This is a genomic window from Sinosporangium siamense, from assembly GCF_016863435.1.
Classification (GTDB): Bacteria; Actinomycetota; Actinomycetes; order Streptosporangiales; family Streptosporangiaceae; genus Sinosporangium; species Sinosporangium siamense.
The window spans coordinates 60,835-80,961 of record NZ_BOOW01000022.1; the positions used below are offsets into that span (position 1 = coordinate 60,835).

A 20,127-nucleotide genomic window follows, 5' to 3' on the forward strand; every position below is an offset into this window, starting at 1 on the left:
GGTGGTGTAGGTGAGGCGACGACGGGTGAACCGGGTCGCGACCATCAGCATGCACACATCCCCCCTTGACCAGCCCGGAACGGGCGACGCGGGCGGGATGAACGTGTATGTGGTGGAAGTGGCCAGGCGACTTGCCCAGCTGAACGTCGAGGTCGAGATCTTCACCCGGCAGACCGCGCGTGACCTGCCTCCCGTCGTCGAACTGGCCCCCGGCGTACTCGTCCGCCACGTCACCGCCGGCCCCTACGAGGAACTCGACAAGAGCGACCTGTCCGGTCAGCTCTGCGCCTTCCTGTCCGGCGTCCTGCGCACCGAGGCCATGTACGACCCGGGCCGCTACGACGTGATCCACTCCCACTACTGGCTGTCCGGGCAGGTCGGCTGGCTGGCCAAGGAACGGTGGGGCGTGCCTCTCGTGCACACCATGCACACCATGGCCAAGGTCAAGAACCTTCTGCTCGCCGAAGGCGACAACCCCGAGCCCAAGGCCCGCGTGATCGGCGAGGAGCAGGTCGTCGAGGTCGCCGACCGGCTCGTCGCCAACACCGCCGCCGAGGCCGGCGAGCTCATCGACCTGTACGGCGCGGGCCACGACCGCGTGGCCGTCGTCAACCCCGGCGTCAACCTGTCGGTATTCCAACCGGCCTCCCAGGGGGCCGCCAGGCACCGGCTCGACCTGCCGCAGGACGCCCACATCCTGCTGTTCGTGGGCCGGATCCAGCCTCTCAAGGCCCCCGACGTGCTCCTGCGCGCCGCCGCCCGCATGCTGATCGAGGACCCGTCGCTGCGCGACCGCCTCATCGTGGCCTGCGTCGGCGGCCCCAGCGGCAACGGCCTGGCCCGCCCGGCCTTCCTCGCCCAGCTCGCCGTCGAACTCGGCATCGCCGACGTGGTACGGCTGGTGCCCCCGGCGCCGCAGGCCGAACTCGCCGACTGGTACCGCGCCGCGGACATCACCGTCGTGCCCTCCCACAACGAGTCTTTCGGGCTGGTCGCCCTGGAGTCCCAGGCGTGCGGCACCCCGGTCGTGGCCGCGGCGGTCGGCGGACTGCGCACCGCCGTACGCGACGGTGTGTCCGGCGTGCTCGTCGACGGGCACGACCCAGGCGACTGGGCGCACGCGTTGCACGGTGTCCTCACCCGCCCCAAGCTGCGCGAACGCCTCGCGAACGGCGCGCCCGAGCACGCCGCGGCGTTCGGCTGGTCGGCCACGGCGGCGAGCCTCGCCGACATTTACACGAGCACCCTGCGCCACATGCGCGCCGTGCCCGTGGCGGCGAACTTCTGACCGGCTCGCTTAAGGTGGTCGGCGTGAGGGACCTGATCGAGACCGCGCTCAAGGACTCCGAGGTGGCCTTCGAGGAACCGCGCCCGGGCGCGTTTCTCGTCACCCTTCCAGGGCAGCACAAGCTGGCCACGATGACGTGGCTGATCGTCGGCGACCAGGCGCTGCACGTCGAGGCGTTCTTCTGCCGCAAGCCCGACGAGAACCACGTCGAGTTCTACCGGTGGCTGCTGACGCGCAACGGATCGATGTACGGCGTGCACTTCGCCCTCGATCCCATCGGCGACGTCTACCTCGTCGGGCGCCTCCCCCTCGGGGGCGTCACCGCCGAGGAGATCGACCGGGTGCTCGGGTGCGTGCTGACCTACTCCGACGAGGGCTTCGACCGGGCGCTTGAGCTCGGTTTCGCCTCGTCGATCCGCCGTGAGTGGGAATGGCGTGCCAAACGTGGCGAGTCGCTGGCGAATCTGCGGGCTTTCGCCCGTTTTGCGGACCCCGACAGATAGCGGGGGCGACCCGCCGGGAGGTGGGGGGATTCGCCGAGGGGGGCTTCGGCAGCCGCCGATAAGCTTGCCCCCATGGCGACTTTGGTGCTGTTGCGACATGGCGAGAGCGAGTGGAACGCGAAGGGCTTGTTCACCGGCTGGGTGGACGTCAGCCTGTCGGCGAAGGGCGAGGAGGAGGCCCGCAGAGGCGGGCGGCTGCTGCTCGACGCCGGGGTGCGCCCGGACGTCGTGCACACCTCGCTGATGACCCGGGCCATCCAGACGGCCAACCTCGCCCTGGGGTCGGCCGGGCTGCTGTGGCTGCCGGTCGAGCGTTCCTGGCGGCTCAACGAGCGCCACTACGGCGCGCTGCAGGGCAAGGACAAGGCGCAGACGCGCGAGGAGTTCGGCGACGAGCAGTTCAAGCTGTGGCGGCGCTCCTATGACACGCCTCCCCCGCCGATCGCCGACGACGACGAGTTCAGCCAGGTGGGCGACCCGCGCTACGCGCTGCTCCCCGCCGAGGTGATGCCGCGCACCGAGTGCCTGAAGGACGTCGTCGACCGGCTTCTGCCGTACTGGTATGACCGGATCCTGCCCGACCTGGCCGCGGGCCGCACGGTGATCGTCGTGGCGCACGGCAACTCGCTGCGGGCGCTGGTCAAGCACCTCGACGGCATCGGCGACGAGGAGATCGCGGGCCTCAACATCCCGACGGGCATCCCGCTGCGTTACGAGCTCGACGCCGACTTCCGGCCGGTGCGGGCCGGCGGCGAATATCTCGACCCCGAGGCCGCCAAGGCCGCCATCGAGGCGGTCGCCAACCAGGGCCGGTAGACCCCGCGCACATGCCAAGCCCCGCCCCCCTCGCGCCTTCGGGGGGCGGGGCTTCGGGGTTCGCGGGCGGAATCGGCTGCCTACTCGCCTACACGTGATCCCGTCACCATGTAGACGACGTCTTGCGCCACGCGCACGGCGTGGTCGGCGTAACGCTCGTAGTAGCGGCCGATCAGGGTGATGTCGATGGCCGGCTCGATCCCGTGCTCCCAGCTCTCCGAGAGCAACATCCGGAACAGGCGGCGGTGGAGACGGTCCATGTGGTCGTCGTCCTGCTCCAGCTCCTGGGCGAGCTCGGCGTTCTGCGTCAGGATGCAGCTTCCCGTCTTGGTGACAAGACGTTCGGCGATCTGCCCCATCTCCAGGATGGAGTCGCGGATCTCGGCCGGCACGGCGGAGTCGGGGTGCCGCATGCGTGCGATCTTCGCCACATGGACGGCGAGGTCGCCCATGCGCTCAAGATCGGCCGCCATGCGGAGCGCCGTGATCACGGTACGGAGATCGACCGCGACCGGCTGCTGCGTCGCCATCAGCCCGAAGATCGACGTCTCGATCTCCTCGCAGAGCTGGTTCACGTCCTTGTCGCGGGAGATGACGCTTTCGGCGAGCGGCAAGTCGGAGTCCAGCAGAGCTGTCGTGGCCCTGGACATGGCAGAACGCACCAGGCGGGTCATCTCGACCAGCCGACCGGTAAGGGCTCTCAGTTCGTCGTGATAAGCGTCGCGCATGCCGACACGCTATTTCTCTACCGATGAACGAGCCTCGACCGGAAAGTGAACATTGCAGGAAGGTCTCGCAGGAAGCACGCCGAGACGTGCCGAGCCCTGGAACAGCCCGCCTACCATCGGTTATGTGAGCGAGTTGGTGGCAAGCATGATCGCCCTGTCGGGGTTCGTGGTGGGCGGGCTGGCAGTGCTGGTTTACGGCAACTATCAGCACGATCCGAACCGCGGAGCCCGCAAGGACGCTGCCAGTCCGGGCACCCTGCCCCAGGGCGTCGCCTCTGTGCTCGCCGTTCTCCCTTCGTCGGCCGTCGTGCTCGACCAGGAGGACCGTGTGCTGCGCGCCAGTTCAGCCGCCCGCGCCTTCAGCCTAGTCAAAGGTGACCATCTCATGGCACCCGAACTCATAGCGATGGCGAGAAAGGTCCGGCGAGACGGCGAGATCCGCGAGGGCGAGATCGAGGTGGCCGCCAACCGGTTCGGCCAGGAGTCCACGACCTTCGCGGTGCGGGTCGCGCCGCTCGGCGCCTTCGGCCAGGTGCTCGTGCTCGCCGAGGACCAGACCGAGCGGCGGCGCGTCGAGGCCGTGCGCCGCGACTTCGTCGCCAACGTGAGCCACGAGCTCAAGACCCCGGTGGGAGCGCTCAGCCTGCTCGCCGAGACCATCCAGGACGCCGCGGACGACCCCGAGGCCGTCACGAGGTTCTCCGGGCGCATGCAGCACGAGGCCGCCCGCCTGAACTACCTGATCAAAGATCTCATCACCCTGTCCCGCATCCAGGGCGGCGACCCGGTGCCGACCCCGGCGCCCGTGCCCGTGGACGAGGTCATACAGGAGGCCATCGACCGCTGCAACACCAAGGCGGTGGCCAAGGACATCACACTCGCGGCGGGCGGCGCCGAGGGCCTTCAGGTGTGGGGCGACGACGAACTGCTCGTCACCGCCCTGCGCAACCTGATCGACAACGCCGTCGTCTACAGCCCCGAGCACACGAGGATCGTCGTGAGCGCCCGATCCGCGGGCGACTCCGTCGAGGTCAGCGTGAGCGACCAGGGCATCGGCATCCCGGAGACCTCCCAGGAGAGGATCTTCGAGCGGTTCTTCCGGGTCGACGCCGCCCGCTCACGCGCCACCGGCGGAACCGGGCTCGGTCTCGCCATCGTTAAACACGTCGCCGTGGCCCACGGAGGCGAGGTGACAGTCTGGAGCAAGGAAGGCTCGGGCTCCACCTTCACCTTGCGGCTCCCCGCCCTCGGTGGGGTGACGCTGGCCGCGCCTAGTTCCGGTTCAACCCCCCTGGAGGCCGCGAAGTGACCCGCGTTCTGGTGGTCGAGGACGAGGAGTCGTTCTCCGACGCGCTGTCGTACATGTTGAGGAAGGAAGGCTTTGAGGTCTTCGTGGCCGACACCGGCCCGGCCGCCCTTGAGGCGTTCGACCGCGACGGAGCCGACCTCGTGCTGCTCGACCTCATGCTGCCCGGCATCTCCGGCACCGAGGTGTGCCGCACCCTGCGCCAGCGGTCCAAAGTGCCGGTGATCATGCTCACCGCCAAGGACAGCGAGATCGACAAGGTCGTCGGGCTCGAGCTCGGCGCCGACGACTATGTGACCAAGCCCTTCTCCTCACGTGAGCTCGTGGCCCGCATCCGCGCGGTGCTGCGGCGCCAGGGCGACGCCGAGGAGCCCCAGCCCGCGGTCCTGACCGCCGGTCCGGTGCGCATGGACGTCGAGCGCCACATCGTCGCCGTGCGCGGCACGCCGGTGCAGCTCCCGCTCAAGGAGTTCGAGCTGCTGGAGGTGCTGCTGCGCAACGCGGGGCGGGTGCTCACCCGGGGGCAGCTGATCGACCGCGTCTGGGGCGCCGACTACGTCGGCGACACCAAGACCCTCGACGTGCACATCAAGCGCCTGCGCGCCAAGGTGGAGGCCAACCCGTCGGCCCCGCGGCACATCCTCACCGTGCGGGGCCTGGGCTACAAGTTCGACCCCTCCTAGCCCCTCTTCACCGGAGCCCTGCCGGCCAGGCGGGGCTTTTGTACGGCACGAGCCTCCCTGGCCGGCGTCCTCAGGAGACGGCCGAGGCCGGGACGGACCACGTGTCGCATACGCCCGGGTGGGCCGCCGTATAACCACGGGCGAGCCAGCCGGCGTAGTTCGCGCCTGAGCCGTGGTCGCGTTCCTGCTCGGGGGTGCGGTCCTCGCCCCGTGTGCGTGAGTCGGCGAGGACCTTGGCCCACTGGGCGCCGGTCATCGGAAAGGTATGGCGCGTCACGCCGAAGTAGACCCCGGCCAGACACTGGGCCTGCAACTCGACCCGCCGGGTGATCTCGTTGGCCGCCCCGGTGGGCGAGCTGTCGCGCAGGCGCCAGGCGAACCTTAGGATCCCGGCCTGGTCCTGCACATGGTGGGAATACTCGTGGGCCAGCACCCGGGCGTAGACGCCGTACATCGCGCCGGGGGCGCCTGCCGAGCCTTTGACGATGTCCCGGGTGCCGATGTAGACGCCGCCGTTGATCGGGCAGTAGATCGCCGATGCCCCCGCGACCGGGAAGTCACCGCAGGGGCCGCGTCCCGGGCGGTTCCAGAAGACGCGTTCGGGTCTGGTGTAGGCCAGGCCGAGCCGGGTGAACCCGGCGTGCCAGCTGCGGTCGAGGCAGTCGGTGAACCGGCCGAGGAAGGTCGCCATCGACGCCGCGTCGCCGTCGGCGATGGCCGACGCCCGGCAGCCGAAGCCGTCGAGGCGGGGCAAGGCATACAGCGGGTTGTGGTTGAGCACTCTGGCGCGGTCGAGGCGTCCGTGCAGGTCGGCGGGCAGGCCATAGCGTTCGGCGACCGCCGGGTCGTGGCGGCCGGCGTGGCCCGCGACGTGTGATCCGCCTGCCGCGGCGGAGCCGATGAGGACCATGGCGATGACGGCGCCGGCGAGCAGGCCGAGGGCCGCCGCGCAGCTCGCGGCGCGGCGCAGGGCGGCGCGCTTGTGGCGGGGCATGAGGCTTCCTCCGATGCCGCGAGGTTGAATGTCAGGTGTATGCCGGGTTGCTTGTCATCCCATGGCACACCAGCCCGCTTCATTCCGTGACCTGAACACGCCAGCTCATTACTCTCCGTTACATGGGGGTAGTTCAGCTCGTGGCCGCAGCCGTCCTGGCCGTGACGGCGCATGCGGGGGTTCCCGGCGGAGTGGAAGCCGCTCACGACGTGAAGATGGAGTTGGACGACGGCGGCGTGCTGCGGGTCACCGAGCGGATCACCCATGATTTCGGCTCGGGCGACACGATCACCCGCAGGTTGCTGACCCGCACCCGGCACGACGAGGTGCACGATCGCGTCTATCACGTCACCAACGTCCGGGGGCAGGGCGCTGTGGTGGACGACGAGACGCTCACGGTGCGCGGCGTGGGGCGCGGGACCGTCACCGTGTCCTACGACGTGACGGGGGCGGTGGCGCCGCACGGCGAGGTGGAGGAGTTGCGGTGGTTCGCGGCGGGCGGGTGGAATGTGCCGCTGTCGAGGGCGACCGTGACCGTCACGGGACCGGAGCGCATCCAGAGCCTTTCGTGTTTCGCGGGTGCGCTGACCTCGGCCTTCGGGTGCACGTCGGCGACCATGGACCACACGGGGTCCACGGCGACCTTCCACGAGCGTGCGCTCGACGCCCATCACGTGCTCACCGTGGTGGTGGCCTTTCCGCGGCGCGCGGGCGGGGCGGTGCCCATTCTGGACCGCCGCGCCGATCTGGCCACGGCGTTCGTCGTCACGCCGGTGACGGGATGGGCGCTCGCGACGCTCGCCGGGCTGCTACTGCTCGGGCTCGGGGCCGTCGCCTGGATTCGGGGCCGCGACGCCAGGGCGCACGCGCGGGTAAGGGAGCCGGTGAAGGCGCCGCCAGGCGGGGTACGGCCGGGCCAGATCGGCACGCTGATCGGCGAACAGGCCGACGTGGTGGATGTGACGGCGACGATCGTGGATCTCGCCGTACGAGGGCATCTGCGGGTGGAGGAGTTGCCGCGGCAGCTCTACGACGCGCCGGACTGGGTGTTGTCGAAGGGGGCGCCAGGGGAGCTTCTGCCGTACGAACGGGTGCTTTACAGTGCGTTGTTCGCGGGGCGGGAGAGCGTGAAGATGTCGGAGTTGCGGGGGTCGCTCGGGGACTGCTTGGGCGAGGTGCGTGATGCGCTTTATGCAGATGTGGTGAAGCAGGGGTGGTTCGTGCACCCGCCCGACTCGGGGCGCACCCGGTGGGTCGTCGCGGGGGTCGTGCTCACCGCGGCCGGGGTGCCGGCGACGGCGCTGCTGGCGTGGTTGACGCATCACGGGCTGCTGGGGCTCGTGCTGATCATCGCGGGGGCGGCGATCACCGTGGGGGCGCAGCTCCTGCCGGCGCGCAGTCAGAAGGGGGCGGCGGCGCTGGCGCGGGCTAAGGCCTTCCGGGAGTACTTCAGCGCCATACCTGACGTGTCAGAAATGTCGGATCAGGAGAGGATGGCGTTGTTCTCGCGTTACCTCCCCTACGCGGTGGTCTTCGGGGAGCTGGACCAATGGATGAAGGTCATCCCCCCGGCCACGGAGAACACCGACTGGGCGTGGTATCGCGGGCCCGCCGGCTGGGACAGATCCCGTTTTCCCTCCTCAATCCGGGCCTTCACTCTGACCGCCTCCGGCGCCCTCTCGGGCACCCTCCGCTAGGCACACATCTGCCGGCCCCTGCGCTCCACGGCACTCCTGGATGGGCGGAATGGCGGCCTGAGGTGGCATCGAATCCCTCTCATCTGGAGTGACATCGTGAAAACGATGTTTTCCGCCCGCACCCGTCTCGCCGTCAGGGTGGGCATGGCCGCCCCGGCTTCCGCCGTACAGTTCCTCCAGGCTTTCGCCGTACAGTCCCCAGGAGAGGGTCGGGTGCGACCAGACCTATCGGGTAAGGGGGGACGTGAAGAGGCGGACGCTGCTGCTCTCAGGGGTGGCCGTTGTGCTGGGGGCCTGCGCCGGCCCTGAGCCGGACCGCTCCGCGCCCTCCGGGGGAAAGGGAAGAGACGTGTTCGACGATCAACTGCTGAGGGCCGCCGCCACAGGCGACGCCGCCAAGGTCCAAGAGGCCGTCGCGGGCGGCGCCGATCTTGAGGTGCGCGACGCGAACCGGCGCACACCACTGCTGCTGGCCTCGGCCGGCGATCACGTGGAGGTGGCGAAGATCCTGGTGAGCGCGGGCGCCGACCCCGACGCGCTGGACGACAGAAGCGACACGCCCTGGCTCGTGACGGGCGTGACGGGAAGCGTCGCGATGCTCAAGGTGCTGCTCGCCGCCGGTCCCGATCTGACGATCAGGAACCGCTACGGCGGCATCTCGCTGATCCCCGCCTGCGAACGCGGTCACGTCGACTATGTGCGCGAGGTGCTCAAGACCGATATCAAGGTCGACCACGTCAACAACCTCGGCTGGACCGGCCTGCTGGAAGCCGTGATCCTCGGCGACGGATCCAAGCCCTACCAGGAGATCGTCTCGCTGCTCATCGAGGCGGGCGCCGACGTCAACCTGGCCGACGCCGACGGCGTCACGCCGCTCACGCGCGCGGAGGAGAAGGGGTTCGGCGAGATCGCCGAGCTTTTGCGCGCCGCCGGGGGGCGCTGAGCGGTGTGGGCTCCCGCCTGGTCGAGGCGGGAGCCGGAAGGGTGACGATCGCCCTGTCCCGTAGGCCCGGCCTGTCGGCGAGCCTCACCGGGGGGCGACCCCGGACCGGTCGATGTGCCCAGCCGGTCAGTGAACCCGGCGCAGCCGGATCTCCCCCACCGGCTTCCCGCCGCCGAATAGAGGGACGGAGTCGAGTTTGGCGAGCTCCGGAGCGTCGAGCCCGACCGAGCGCAGCGCCGCCGCCGTCACGGCCGGCCGTGCCCTGGAGCCGCCGTCCTCAATCTTGATCGCGCCTGCCCGGCCGTCGGCGTAGCTGAAGGCGTCGAACCCCTCAGCGCCCGCCTTGACCAGCAGGCCGGGGAACGTACGCATCAGGGTGGTCTCCGGGAGTTCCGCCCCGGTCACCCAGTCCGGGTGGGCGCGCATGGCGTCCGCCAGACGGCGCTCCGGGGTGCCGGGAGCCGCCAGCGGAAGTGCCCGGAAGGCCCGGGTCACCCCGGCCATCGAGACGAAGAAGAGAGGCGCGCCGCAGCCGTCCACCCCGCTCGCGGCGATGCGTTCGCCGGTTAATTCCTCGACGGTGTCCCTGATCACCCGCTGGAGCGGGTGCGCCGGGTCCAGATAGGTCTCGGTCGGCCAGCCGTTCACGGCGCACGTCACGACCATGGCCGCGTGTTTGCCGGAGCAGTTCATGTAGATCGGGGAAGGCTCTCCTCCCGAACGGAGCACCTCGCGGGCCGTCTCGCGATGATCGGGCAGCGACTCGGGGCAGCGTAACGCGCGCTCATCCAGATCGACCGAGGCGAGGATCTTCCGGATGGCCTCGGTTTGCTGGGTCTCGCCCATATGGCTGGACGCGGCGAGCGCGAGCTGCTCGCCGTCAAGCGGTAGCCCCGCCCGGAGCATGCCCACTGCCTGGAACGGTTTCATCGACGACCGTGGCGAGACCAGTTTGTCCACGGCGCCGTAGATGCAGACGGGCTTGCCGTCGGCGTCAAGTGTCAGCATCCTGGCGCGGTGCGTGGACTCCACGAATCCCGACCGGACTACCTCCACAATCAACGACTCACTCGACATTTCACGCTCCCTTCGAGGGGGAGTCTACGGACGGCATCCGACTGATCTGATCTGGGACAATAAGCTGCTATGCGAGCGGTCGTTCAACGTGTCACTTCTGCTTCGGTCACCGTCGACGGCGCGACCGTCGGAGAGATCGACAAGCCTGGGCTCATGGTCCTCGTCGGTGTCACCCACACCGACACCCCCGCCGAGGCGAGCAGACTCGCCGCCAAGCTCTGGGGGCTGCGCATTCTCGCCGGCGAGCGGTCCTGCTCCGACATCGGCGCGCCACTGCTGGTGATCAGCCAGTTCACGTTGTACGGCGACGCCCGCAAAGGCCGCCGCCCCACCTGGCAGGCCGCCGCCCCCGGCCCGGTGGCCGAACCCCTGGTCGACGCCGTCGTCACCGCCCTCCGCGACCTCGGCGCCCACGTGGAAACCGGCGTGTTCGGCGCGGACATGAAGGTCAGCCTGGTGAACGACGGGCCGATCACCCTGGTGCTGGACGTCTGACCTCATACGGCAAAGCCGGGGACCAGGCGATCCCCGGCTGCGGTTCCAACGGCCTTGCCGCAGGCCCCAGCGGCCTTGGCGCGGGTTCCAGCGGCCTAGCCGCGGGTTCTAGCGGATGCGGCGGCGCAGGGAGGGGTCGATCGTGACGTTGCGCCCGGCGTCCGGGGGCACGATGACCTCCTGGCTCGCGGCCACGCCGCCCGCGAGGAGGGTGGCCTCCACCGGGACGGTGCGTTTGACCAGGGCCAAGGCGATGGGGCCGAGTTCGTGGTGGCGGGCGGACGAGCCGACGAAGCCGACCTCGGTCTCGTCGAGCACGACCGGGGCACCGTGGGCGGGCAGGGTGTCGACGCTGCCGTCGAGGTGGAGGAAGACGAGCCGGCGGGGAGGGTGGCCGAGGTTGTGCACGCGGGCCACGGTCTCCTGGCCTCGGTAGCAGCCCTTGCTCAGATGCACAGCGGATCCGATCCAGCCCACCTCGTGCGGGATGGTCTTGTGATCGGTCTCGAACCCATACCGGGGGCTGTGGTCCTCGATGCGCAGGGCCTCGTAGGCCCAAAGGCCGGCGGGCCGCAGCCCCAGGTGGCCGGCGAGCAGGTCGCGGGGCACCAGGAGGTCCTCGCCGATCGCGACGGCCCCCTCGGGGCGCACATCGGCGCGGGTCGTGAGCACGGCGTAGCCGGCGGTGAGGTCGGCGACCTCCACCCGCAGCATGAAGCGCATCTTGTCGAGATATGTCACCAAAGCTTCGGCGGCGCCGGGTTCGACGTGCGCCCACACGCTCTCACCGTCGTCGACCAGGACAAGGTGATGCTCGACCCTGCCCTGAAGGTCGAGGATCAAGGTCTGGGTCGGTTGCCCCGGACGAAGATCGTCGAGTTTCTGCGAACTCAAGTCGTTGAGCCATTTGAGCCGATCCGGGCCTTTGACTCGGACAACCTCCCGGTTGCTCCGGTCAACCACGGCCTCCCCGCTCAGCAACGCACGTTGCTCGGCGAACGGGTCACCGTAGTGTGCGGCGATGTCGGCGTCGGGCGCCTGGGCGGCGACCGCTCCGGGGATGTCCAGCAAGGGGCTTCGCATGCCCCAAGGCTATGACCACCACGACACTGCCGGAGGGCAAGGGGGCACCTCACGCTCTAAGGTTGTCCGTCTTGAGGTCGCCGGTCGGCTAGGTGGCCCGCCATAGCCTCACCTCACCCCCCATGCCGGCCGCCAGCGTGCGGCCGTCGCGAGCGAAGACAACGGTCCGGGCAGGGCCCCTGAGCACGGCGGCGCTCCTGCCGGTGGCGATGTCCCAGAGCCGCACCGTGCCGTCGGCGCCGGCACTCGCCAGGGTCGTGCCGTCCGGGCTGAACGCGACGTCGTTGACCGATCTGCCGTGGCTGCCGAGAGTGGCGGTGTTCTTGCCGGTGGACACCTCCCACAGACGCACCGACCCGTCTGTGCTCCCCGTGGCCAGGGAGGTGCCGTCGGGGCTGAACGCCACGGTCACGGCCGGGGAGTTGTCACCGGTGAGGTCAAGGGTCTCGGTGCCGCTGGTCACGTCCCACAACCGCACCGCCGGGGCGGCCTCCAGCGACCACGTCGTGGCCAGCGCATGGCCATCGGAGCTGAAGGACATGTCATACACGAAGGTCGAGCCGTCCCAAAGGGTGAAGGTGTTCTTCCCCTCGGTCACGTCCCAGATCATCACCCCGCCCGAGCCTGCCGTGGCGAGAGTTTTGCAGTCCGCGCTGAACACCGCCGTCCTCTCCACCCCGTTGAGCTCGGTGAGCGGGGTGGTGCTCTTGTTCGTGCCCACCTCCCACAACCGAACGGAGCTGTCCTCGCTCACGGTGGCCAGGGTGCTCCTATCGGGTGCGAAGGCCAAGGCCAGGACACGATCGGTGTGTCCGGTCAAGGTGGTCGTGACCGCGCCCTTGGCGACATCCCAGAGTTGCACCCGATGGGCGCCGTCCGGGAGAGCCAGCGTGCCGCCGTCGGGGCTGAAGGCCACGGGCCGCCCCTCGAATCCCGGCGCCAAGAGCGGCTTGCCCCGCACCCACCTGCCGGGCTCGGGATCCATGCCCCGGGGGAGCAGCGTGACACCCGCGGCGATGAGGGCCAAGGTGCCGAGCCCGCCGACGACGATCGCCCGCCGGCCGGGGAGCCGTCGCCGGACAGCCGGTGGCGCCGGGTCCACCACGGTTCCGGGTGGCTCATCGCGCACAACCGCCACCGTGCGGTCGGGATCGGCCAAGGTGGGCTCATGCCGTACGGCGGAAGCCGGGGGAAGCGAGATCTCGCCGGTGGCCCCGGCGAGCGATCGGGCGGCCTCCTCGGCGGTGAAGCGTTCGGCGGGGTCCTTGCGCAACAGACCGGCCAGCAGCGGGGCCAGCGGTCCCGCGTGGTGCGGCGGCTCGGGTTCGTCGCTGAGCAGCGCCGACAGCACCGCGATGACGTCGGTTCCCGAATAGGGAGCTCTGCCTTCGACCGCCGCGTAAAGGGTCGCCCCGAGCGACCACAGGTCGCAGGCGGGGGTGATCCGCTTGCCGCGGGCCTGTTCGGGGGCCATGTAGGACGGCGTACCGATCAACATGCCCGAGGCGGTCAAGGTGGCGTCGCCTGCGAGACTGGCGATCCCGAAGTCGGTGATCACCGTGCGCTTTCCGGCGAGCAATACGTTGGCCGGTTTGAGGTCGCGGTGGATGATCTCGGCCGCGTGCGCCTCTTGCAGGGCCTCCAGCATCATCGCCCCGATGGCCGCCACCCGCAGGGGGTCCAGCCGCCCCTCCTCGGCGATGACCTGGGCGAGGGATCGGCCCCGGACGTATTCCATGACGATCACCGGCGCCGTGCCCGAGTCGATCACGTCGTGCACGGTGACGATGCCGGGGTGATTGAGCCGGGCGGCCGAGCGCGCCTCGCGCATGGCCCGCTGGGTGAGCACGTCACGCTGCGCGGGCTCTATCCCTGGCGGGAAGAGGATCTCCTTGATCGCGACGTCGCGTTCCAGCGTTTCATCGTGCCCCCGCCAGACGCGGCCCATGCCGCCGGCGCCGATCTGCTCGACGAGACGGTAGCGTCCCGCCAGTAAATCCCCGTCCTCATCACGCACGATCGGCACGGTAGTGCGTTCAGATCACGAAAGAACACCGCGACCTCGTCCGTTCACAGGGGAGTCGGCGACCTCCGCTCGCAGCGTGATCGTGGGGCGCGCTGGAAGGACACGCTCACGAAGCGGCCGTCGGCGAAGCCGAGGCGCACCCCGTCACCGTGGGCGAAAGGGGCGCCCCAGGAGGCATGCGAATCTTCCTGGAGGCATGCCACCAGCGCGAACTCGATCCCGCCGCCGTGTCCGACGAGCAACGCCGTCCCGCCCTCCGGCACCCCGCCGACCGTGTCCGTCCAGATCGCCCGGTGGGCCTCGGCCACTCCCGCCGCGACACCGCCGGTGCGCACGATCTCCGCGAACCGGGCGTACGGCGCAGCCCACTCCCACTGGGCATGCTTCGGAATCACTCCCTCCACATAGCCGGACGGCATCTCCACCGTGTCGTCGACGGCGAACCCCATGGCGACGGCGGTCTCAACGGCCCGAGGGGAGGAACTGGTGACCACACGCTCATAAGGTCCGGCCCCGGCGCCGATGAGGCGGGCCAAGGCGACGCCGTCGGCCGAAAGATGCGACCCCCGGCCGCGTGCCGTGCCCTTCTTGGTCAGACTGTGGCGGCGCACATCCAACCAGCGCATGTGGCACTCCTTCGAGTGGTCACTCGGATAAGAGGGTGGCTTATGCCGTACCAGACGCTGAGGGACGGCAGCCGCGGCAGCGGCCGAAGACAGTGAGGTGGTGGACGTCCGGAGAGAAGCCGAAATCGCGGTCCAGACGGGACACAAGCTCGGACACCGTGTCCGAGCTGACCTCGGTCACCTCGCCGCACCCCCGGCAGACCAGGTGTAGGTGGTCGGCCTCGGAGGCCAGGTGGTAGGTGGGGGCGCCGTGGCCGAGGTGCGTGTGGGTGACCATGCCGAGCTCTTCGAGGAGCTCCAGCGTGCGATAGACCGTGGAGATGTTGACGCCGCGCGCGGTCTCGCGCACGCGAGAGCAGATCTCCTCCGGGGTGGCGTGCTCAAGACCTTTGACGGCCTCGAGGACAAGCTGACGCTGAGGGGTGACGCGGTATCCGCGGGCCCGGAGCTCCTCGTGCCATGACGTCTCGGCCATGCCCACGAGTCTAAAAGCAGAAAGAAGCTCACATGGCATCGTCCGAACACCCCGGCGAATAATTCGCTTGCCCATGGCCAGGAGGTCGCATAGCTTACAAGCACGCCGAAAGGAGGTGGTCCAAACAATGGTTGATCATAGTTGGGCTTGCGAGGTGGCTGTCCGCTAGGACACCGCTGTCCGGACCCACGTCCGGGTGTCGGTGACGCCCTGGCGAATTCCAGACAACTACCGGAACCCCGGGTTGCCAGTGGGAGACCCCCTTTTTCGCGTGCATGGGCCGCGAGATCGGGTCCCTCCTAGGTCCAACTGGCCCTCCTCTTTTCGAGGCGGAGCAGACCCGGGGTTCTCCCATGTCCGGGGCCCGGGACCACGCGTGGAGCGGGGCCATGTCCGGGACCGGGATAAGCGTGACGCGAGGCCATGTCCGGGACCGGGATAAGCGTGGCGCGAGGCCATGTCCGGGACCGGGGCTAGGCGTGGCGTGGGGCCTCTCCCCGGGGTTCGACGCCGAGCATGGCGCACGACTCCCGATATAGCCGGACAACCGCCGTGCGGGCCTGAGCCCGCTCGGTCAGCGTCTCACCCCACAGCAGCCGCACCGGCACCTCCTCACCGTGAACCGTCACCAGGAAGTCGATGCCTTCCGCGTCGACCCCGGTCGTGACGGCACTGGTGGCCTCGGGCTGCCGCCCGAGAGCCCGGCAGATCAGCAGTGAGTCGGCGGCGTGGTCGTCGTTCATGTGGCGCTTGATGGCTTCAACCACGCTCGGCGTGAAAGGGGTGCTCATATCGCCCGATGCTAAGCCCCCCTTGGCCCGGCCTCGCCGTGGACGGCGGCGATCACTCGGCGGCGTCGAACTCGGCGACCTTCTTCAGCTCGCCCGACATGTGAGACTGGAGAGGCTGCCCCACGGCCGACATGTCGTAGGCCCACATGAGGTTGCCGTTGACCAGGCCGTAGAGGCGGTGCCCGGCCGTATATTCCTTCGCGGTCGCCGTGCGCGCCACCGCGTCGGTGCGCAGCTCGATCTTGTGGAACACGACCTCCCCGACGTAGATCTCCACCACGCCGGTCGGATGCGAGAGCACGACCTCAAGCCGCCGCTCGGGCAGCTGCCGCCAGTAGCCCGACTCGGTCGCGAGCGGACGCACCCGCTCACCGGCCTCGTCGAGGAGCCACGTGCGGCTCACATAGGTCAGGAACGGCTTGCCGTTGTGGCCGAAGACGATCTCCTGCCCGAAGTTGAAGCTTTCGATCGTCGGGTATCCCCCCACGCCCGCACCCTCCCAGCGTCCCAGCAGGAAGGCGATCGGCTCAAGATCGGGGTGAAGCTCAGGTGTTTCTTCCATGACATCCGAGCCTAGAGCCGCTGGACCCCCACCCGGGCGTGGCGGGACCGGCTGGCAGCTCCTCGGCGCCCACGCATAAGCTGCACGGCATGGCCCGTTCTCTTGTGATCAAAGTGACCGCCGGCACCGACGCTCCCGAACGCTGCAACCAGGCGTTCACCGTGGCCGCCGCCGCCGCAGCGAGCGGTGTGCCGGTGTCGTTGTGGCTGACCGGAGAGGCATCGTGGTTCGCCCTGCCAGGCAAGGCCGACGACCTCGGCCTCGGCCTCGCCCACGCGACCCCGCTGAGCGACCTGCTGGCCGCCGTCCTGGCGGGCGGCACGGTGACCCTCTGCACCCAGTGCGCCGCCCGCCGCGATATCACCGCCGAGGACGTGATCAAGGGCATCCGCATCGCCGGCGCCCCGACCTTCATCGAGGAGTCCCTCACCGAGGGCGCCCAGGCCCTCGTCTACTGATCACCGCACCACACGCCCCCGGCCTCCCGGGGGCACACCAAAATCTTCCTGAAGGTACGGCAAAGCCAGCCTGGCCGTACGAGTCCGGTACGGCAGTGCCAACGCCGCCCCGCGCCCGCTTCGGCGTACTCACCCACCGGGCGCACCGATAAGCCGCGACGCGGTGGCTGCCGTCGACAAGGCACCGCGCCGCCACCCAGGCGTCGCCACCCGCGCCCGCGATCTCCCCCGGGCCGACACCGCACCACCCCACGGTCCCCGGCACCCGCCCCGCCGGCTTCGCCGTACCTATGGCGCCGCACCGCCACATCACATCAGGCCGGCATCGCCATGCCTATCCCCGTCGCACATGGCAACGCGCCCCAACACCACATCTGGCCGACATCGCCGTACCTATCCACGCGGCACACGGCGCCACGCCACCCCACCACATCAGGCCGGCATCGCCATGCCTATCCCCGTGGCGCATGGCAACGCGCCCCAACACCACATCTGGCCGGCATCGCCGTACCTATCCACGCGGCACATGGCAACGCGCCGCCACACCACGTCCGGCCGGCTTCGCCGTACTCACCCGCCCGGCGCCCCAAGGGGCGCGGGGTGAGGGATTGCGAGGCCGTTCGTCAGGTCGGGATCACCGTGTTGAGGCGCTCCTGGCGCAGGCGGTTGTACCACCCGTCGTCGATGGGGGCCAGGGGGCCGACGATCCAGCTCATCAGCAGGTCGGCGAGGGCCGGGTTGCGGGCCAGGGCGGGGCCGTGGAGGTAGGTGCCGACGACCTTGCCGGCGTAGCAGCCTTCGGTGCCGTCGCCGTTGCCCGTGCCGACCACGGTCTGGGACAGCGGCCGCACGCCGGGACCCAGGTGGGTGACGCCCATGTGGTTCTCGAAGCCGGTCAGCGTGGGGAGCTCAAGGGCCGGGTCGACGTTGGCCGCGAGTTCGCCCACGGCGCGGCGCTGGCCGCGCGTGCTGGAGATGTCGAGCAGCTCGATGCCCGCGACGGGCTGGCCTTCCTCACCGCCGAAGGCGCTCCCCATGATCTGGTAGCCGGCGCACACCGCGAGCAGGGCGGCGCCCTGTCCCACGGCACGGTGGAGCCCGCCGTCGCGGCGCAGGCGGTCGGCGGCGAGGATCTGCGGACGGTCCTCACCACCGCCGATCAGGTAGATGTCGCCCCCCTCGGGCACCGGGTCGGCGGAGCGGACGTGCACGATCTCGACGGGGATGCCGCGGGCGCGGGCCCGCTGCTCAAGGACGAGCACGTTGCCCTGGTCACCGTATGTGCTCAGGAGGTCGGGATAGACCCAGACCAGGCGGAGGACGCTCTCCCCGCCACTGTTGGTCCCCGAGTGGGCCGTCGTCTCGGGGTGGGCGGCCTCGTAACTGTCGGCCGCATATCCATCGGGGTAGGAGTCCTGGGCGGCGGCGTGCCCTTGGTCGTAACCGGACTGGGCATGCGGCTGGTTATAGCCCGGCTGGGCATGACTCTGGTCGTAGCCGCCCTGGCCATAGCCGGGCTGGACATGTCCCTGGTCATAGCCGCCCTGGTCATAGCCGCCCTGGTCATAGCCGGGCCGCGCGTGCCCCTGGTCATAGCCGGGCTGCGCGTGTCCTTGGTCGTAGCCGGGCTGGGCATGGCTCTGGTCGTAGCCGGGTTGCGCGTGCCCCTGGTCGTATTCATAACCGGGCGCCTGATATTCGCCCGGGTAACCACCCTGAGCATGCCCCTGGTCGTGGCCGGGCGTGTGCCCGGAAGCCTGATAGCCACCCTCGTGGCCGGGCTGCGAATGCCCGTGGGCGTGACTGCCGGGAGCCTGGTGCTCACCCGGGTAACCGTGACCGGGTGCCTCATAACCCCCCGCCGGATAACCGGCGTGCGGGTCATATCCCCCGGGGTAGGACGCCTGCCCCTGCTCGTATTGACCCGCGTGGCCGCCCGCAGGGTAGCCCCCCTGGTCGTAACCACCGGTCTGGCCCACCTGAGCATAACCATGGTCCACACCGGCCTGGGGATAACCCGGTTGCTCTCCCGGCTGCGGCCCTCCCGGCTGCGGCTGCTCGGCGGGGGCGCCGAACATGTGCCCGTTGACCGGCCTGCCGTCGGGCAGGCGGCGGGCCACCGTGGGGTCGTCGTGCTCGGACCCGCCGTATGGGCCGGCGTTGCCGTATCCACCGTCAGACTGCACGCCCGAACTCCGATCGAATCTGCTGGAAAGCCGTGTAGTTCGCGATCACATCGATCCGCCCGGGGGCCTGGGAGGCCATGGCCTCGCCGAAGCTGCCGCAGAGCTGGAACGGCACCTCGGCGACGTCGAGCCGGAGCGCGAGGTCGAGGCGGCGCTCGCCGGTCACGAAGACGGGCCGGCCGCGCAGGATGCGATAGTCGACGTCCCACAACCACGAGGTGTCGCGGCCGTCGGGGCCCTGAGCGTTGACCGACAGGATGATCGGAAGGCCGGGGTCGGTGACGTCGAACGCCTCCAGCCACCCGGCGGGGTTCTTGGCCAGGAGAAGCCGGGCCTGACGGCCGTCGCGCTCGACGGTGGTGTAGCGGCCGGCGACCGAGCGCACGGTGCGGAGCCGGGGCAGGGCCCGCTCGACCGGCAGGCCGAACGCGTCGGCCACGGCGAGGGCCATGACGGCGTTGGAGCGGTTGGCGAGGCCGGGCAGCTCGATCTGCAGCGGGATGCGGTTGCCATAGGGGTCGATGACGGCGTCGTCGTCAAGGTGCCAGTCGGGCTCGGGCCGGTGGAAGGTGCATTCGCGGCACGCCCAGTCGGCGTTCTTGCGGTCGAGCGGACCGCCGCACTCGGGGCAGCACCACGAGTCCTCTTTCCAGCGCTGCCCGCCGGCGACCCAGGTGACCTTGGCCGCCGTGGAGGCGCCCCAGGTGACCAGCGGATCGTCGCAGTTGGCGATGACATGAGCGGGTTTGCCCTCAAGGGCACGTCGCCACTTTTGCGCCAGCAGCCAGATCTCGGCCGCACGGTCCATTTGGTCGCGGCTGAGGTTCATGAGGCAGAGCACCCCGGCCTCGGTCGTGGCGAGCACCTCGGGAAGGTATTTCTCGTCGACCTCAAGCACGCCGTAGGGCGCGTGTTTGGCCTGGGAGAGCGCGGACACGTGGCCGGCGGGCATGTTGGCGCCGAAGGCGTTGCTCGCGACCTCACCGAGCTCCTGGAGCGCGGCGGTGATCAGCCGGGTGGTCGTCGTCTTGCCGTTGGTCGCGCTGACGAGGGCCAGCTTGCGGTCGCGGGCGAGTTTGCGCAGCAGGTCGGGTTCGAGCACGAGGCCGACCCGGCCGCCGATCACGGACCCGTCGCCGCGCCCGGTGACCCGCGACAGCGTGGCCGCCGTGCGTCCGAGGGCGCTGGCGAGTTGCGCCCGCAGGGGTAGCTGGCTCATCTGCACTCCCTGAACATTGCGGCCCCGCGCCTCATGGGGCTAGGGGAAGAGAAGCGGCACGATCCCACTGTGGATCTCCCGGATTCGCGGCACACTCCGCCGATCGTACGGCAGGTTGCGCGTGCGCGTCCTCGCCGCCCGCACGCCGGACAGGCCGGACGCGGACGGATT

20 protein-coding genes are annotated in these 20,127 nt (G+C 69.9%); 9 read left to right on the top strand and 11 right to left on the bottom strand.

The window, feature by feature from the left end:
* Positions 1 to 10 precede the first annotated feature (10 nt).
* The 3 genes from mshA to Ssi02_RS17570 all read left to right on the top strand — a co-directional run bounded on the left by mshA (position 11) and on the right by Ssi02_RS17570 (position 2,607).
* Positions 11 to 1,288, top strand: a complete 1,278-nt coding sequence (gene mshA, locus Ssi02_RS17560) for a D-inositol-3-phosphate glycosyltransferase (protein ID WP_275410700.1) — start codon at positions 11 to 13, stop codon at positions 1,286 to 1,288.
* A gap of 23 nt (positions 1,289 to 1,311) precedes the next feature.
* Positions 1,312 to 1,791: a type III secretion system chaperone family protein gene (locus Ssi02_RS17565; protein ID WP_204026780.1), complete on the top strand. Its 480-nt coding sequence runs from the start codon at positions 1,312 to 1,314 to the stop codon at positions 1,789 to 1,791.
* Between the two features lie 72 nt (positions 1,792 to 1,863).
* On the top strand, positions 1,864 to 2,607 hold the full coding sequence (locus Ssi02_RS17570; protein ID WP_204026781.1) for a phosphoglyceromutase: 744 nt from the start codon (positions 1,864 to 1,866) through the stop codon (positions 2,605 to 2,607).
* An 80-nt stretch (positions 2,608 to 2,687) separates the two neighbouring features.
* Here Ssi02_RS17570 and phoU read toward each other — a convergent pair whose 3' ends face one another.
* A complete protein-coding gene (gene phoU, locus Ssi02_RS17575; protein ID WP_204026782.1) occupies positions 2,688 to 3,335 on the bottom strand; it encodes a phosphate signaling complex protein PhoU in 648 nt (215 codons plus the stop codon).
* A gap of 145 nt (positions 3,336 to 3,480) precedes the next feature.
* Here phoU and Ssi02_RS17580 point away from each other — a divergent pair, with 145 nt between their 5' ends.
* Together Ssi02_RS17580 and Ssi02_RS17585 are read left to right on the top strand one after the other, a co-directional pair.
* A complete protein-coding gene (locus tag Ssi02_RS17580; protein WP_204026783.1) occupies positions 3,481 to 4,644 on the top strand; it encodes a sensor histidine kinase in 1,164 nt (387 codons plus the stop codon).
* Positions 4,641 to 5,324, top strand: a complete 684-nt coding sequence (locus Ssi02_RS17585; protein ID WP_204026784.1) for a response regulator — start codon at positions 4,641 to 4,643, stop codon at positions 5,322 to 5,324. Before Ssi02_RS17580 ends, Ssi02_RS17585 begins: the two co-directional genes overlap by 4 nt.
* Positions 5,325 to 5,394: 70 nt before the next feature.
* On the opposite strand, the gene Ssi02_RS17590 is transcribed toward Ssi02_RS17585, so the two are convergent.
* Positions 5,395 to 6,318 (bottom strand): neutral zinc metallopeptidase, encoded by a 924-nt coding sequence (locus Ssi02_RS17590; protein WP_204026785.1) that lies wholly within the window; start codon positions 6,316 to 6,318, stop codon positions 5,395 to 5,397.
* A 140-nt stretch (positions 6,319 to 6,458) separates the two neighbouring features.
* Here Ssi02_RS17590 and Ssi02_RS17595 point away from each other — a divergent pair, with 140 nt between their 5' ends.
* Positions 6,459 to 8,015, top strand: a complete 1,557-nt coding sequence (locus Ssi02_RS17595; RefSeq protein WP_239128995.1) for a DUF2207 domain-containing protein — start codon at positions 6,459 to 6,461, stop codon at positions 8,013 to 8,015.
* A 244-nt stretch (positions 8,016 to 8,259) separates the two neighbouring features.
* Positions 8,260 to 8,958 carry an ankyrin repeat domain-containing protein gene (locus Ssi02_RS17600; protein ID WP_204026787.1) on the top strand — a complete coding sequence of 233 codons (699 nt, stop codon included), beginning with the start codon at positions 8,260 to 8,262 and terminating at the stop codon, positions 8,956 to 8,958.
* Between the two features lie 126 nt (positions 8,959 to 9,084).
* On the opposite strand, the gene Ssi02_RS17605 is transcribed toward Ssi02_RS17600, so the two are convergent.
* Positions 9,085 to 10,035, bottom strand: a complete 951-nt coding sequence (locus tag Ssi02_RS17605; protein WP_204026789.1) for an asparaginase — start codon at positions 10,033 to 10,035, stop codon at positions 9,085 to 9,087.
* Positions 10,036 to 10,104: 69 nt separating this feature from the next.
* Here Ssi02_RS17605 and dtd point away from each other — a divergent pair, with 69 nt between their 5' ends.
* Positions 10,105 to 10,530 carry a D-aminoacyl-tRNA deacylase gene (dtd, locus tag Ssi02_RS17610; protein ID WP_204026791.1) on the top strand — a complete coding sequence of 142 codons (426 nt, stop codon included), beginning with the start codon at positions 10,105 to 10,107 and terminating at the stop codon, positions 10,528 to 10,530.
* Positions 10,531 to 10,638: 108 nt separating this feature from the next.
* Here the strand turns inward: dtd and ygfZ are convergent, their stop codons facing one another.
* The 6 genes from ygfZ to Ssi02_RS17640 all read right to left on the bottom strand — a co-directional run bounded on the left by ygfZ (position 10,639) and on the right by Ssi02_RS17640 (position 16,093).
* Positions 10,639 to 11,613 (bottom strand): CAF17-like 4Fe-4S cluster assembly/insertion protein YgfZ, encoded by a 975-nt coding sequence (gene ygfZ / locus Ssi02_RS17615; RefSeq protein ID WP_204026792.1) that lies wholly within the window; start codon positions 11,611 to 11,613, stop codon positions 10,639 to 10,641.
* An 88-nt stretch (positions 11,614 to 11,701) separates the two neighbouring features.
* Positions 11,702 to 13,630 (bottom strand): WD40 repeat domain-containing serine/threonine protein kinase, encoded by a 1,929-nt coding sequence (locus Ssi02_RS17620; protein ID WP_204026793.1) that lies wholly within the window; start codon positions 13,628 to 13,630, stop codon positions 11,702 to 11,704.
* 53 nt (positions 13,631 to 13,683) lie between these two features.
* Positions 13,684 to 14,265 carry a histidine phosphatase family protein gene (locus Ssi02_RS17625; protein ID WP_204026794.1) on the bottom strand — a complete coding sequence of 194 codons (582 nt, stop codon included), beginning with the start codon at positions 14,263 to 14,265 and terminating at the stop codon, positions 13,684 to 13,686.
* A 40-nt stretch (positions 14,266 to 14,305) separates the two neighbouring features.
* Complete coding sequence (locus Ssi02_RS17630) at positions 14,306 to 14,740, bottom strand: Fur family transcriptional regulator (protein ID WP_204026795.1); 435 nt, start codon at positions 14,738 to 14,740, stop codon at positions 14,306 to 14,308.
* Between the two features lie 473 nt (positions 14,741 to 15,213).
* The gene (locus tag Ssi02_RS17635) at positions 15,214 to 15,531 is read right to left on the bottom strand and encodes a DUF2470 domain-containing protein (RefSeq protein ID WP_204026796.1); all 318 of its coding nucleotides are present in this window, start codon (positions 15,529 to 15,531) and stop codon (positions 15,214 to 15,216) included.
* Between the two features lie 52 nt (positions 15,532 to 15,583).
* On the bottom strand, positions 15,584 to 16,093 hold the full coding sequence (locus Ssi02_RS17640; protein WP_204026797.1) for a heme-binding beta-barrel domain-containing protein: 510 nt from the start codon (positions 16,091 to 16,093) through the stop codon (positions 15,584 to 15,586).
* 89 nt (positions 16,094 to 16,182) lie between these two features.
* On the opposite strand from Ssi02_RS17640, the gene Ssi02_RS17645 reads away from it, so the two are divergent.
* Positions 16,183 to 16,551, top strand: coding sequence for a DsrE family protein (locus Ssi02_RS17645; protein ID WP_204026799.1), 369 nt, complete (start codon positions 16,183 to 16,185; stop codon positions 16,549 to 16,551).
* 623 nt (positions 16,552 to 17,174) lie between these two features.
* Here the strand turns inward: Ssi02_RS17645 and Ssi02_RS17650 are convergent.
* Positions 17,175 to 17,864, bottom strand: coding sequence for a type 1 glutamine amidotransferase (locus Ssi02_RS17650; RefSeq protein ID WP_204026931.1), 690 nt, complete (start codon positions 17,862 to 17,864; stop codon positions 17,175 to 17,177).
* A gap of 862 nt (positions 17,865 to 18,726) precedes the next feature.
* Positions 18,727 to 19,956, bottom strand: a complete 1,230-nt coding sequence (locus Ssi02_RS17655) for a Mur ligase family protein (protein ID WP_204026801.1) — start codon at positions 19,954 to 19,956, stop codon at positions 18,727 to 18,729.
* Positions 19,957 to 20,127 lie beyond the last annotated feature (171 nt).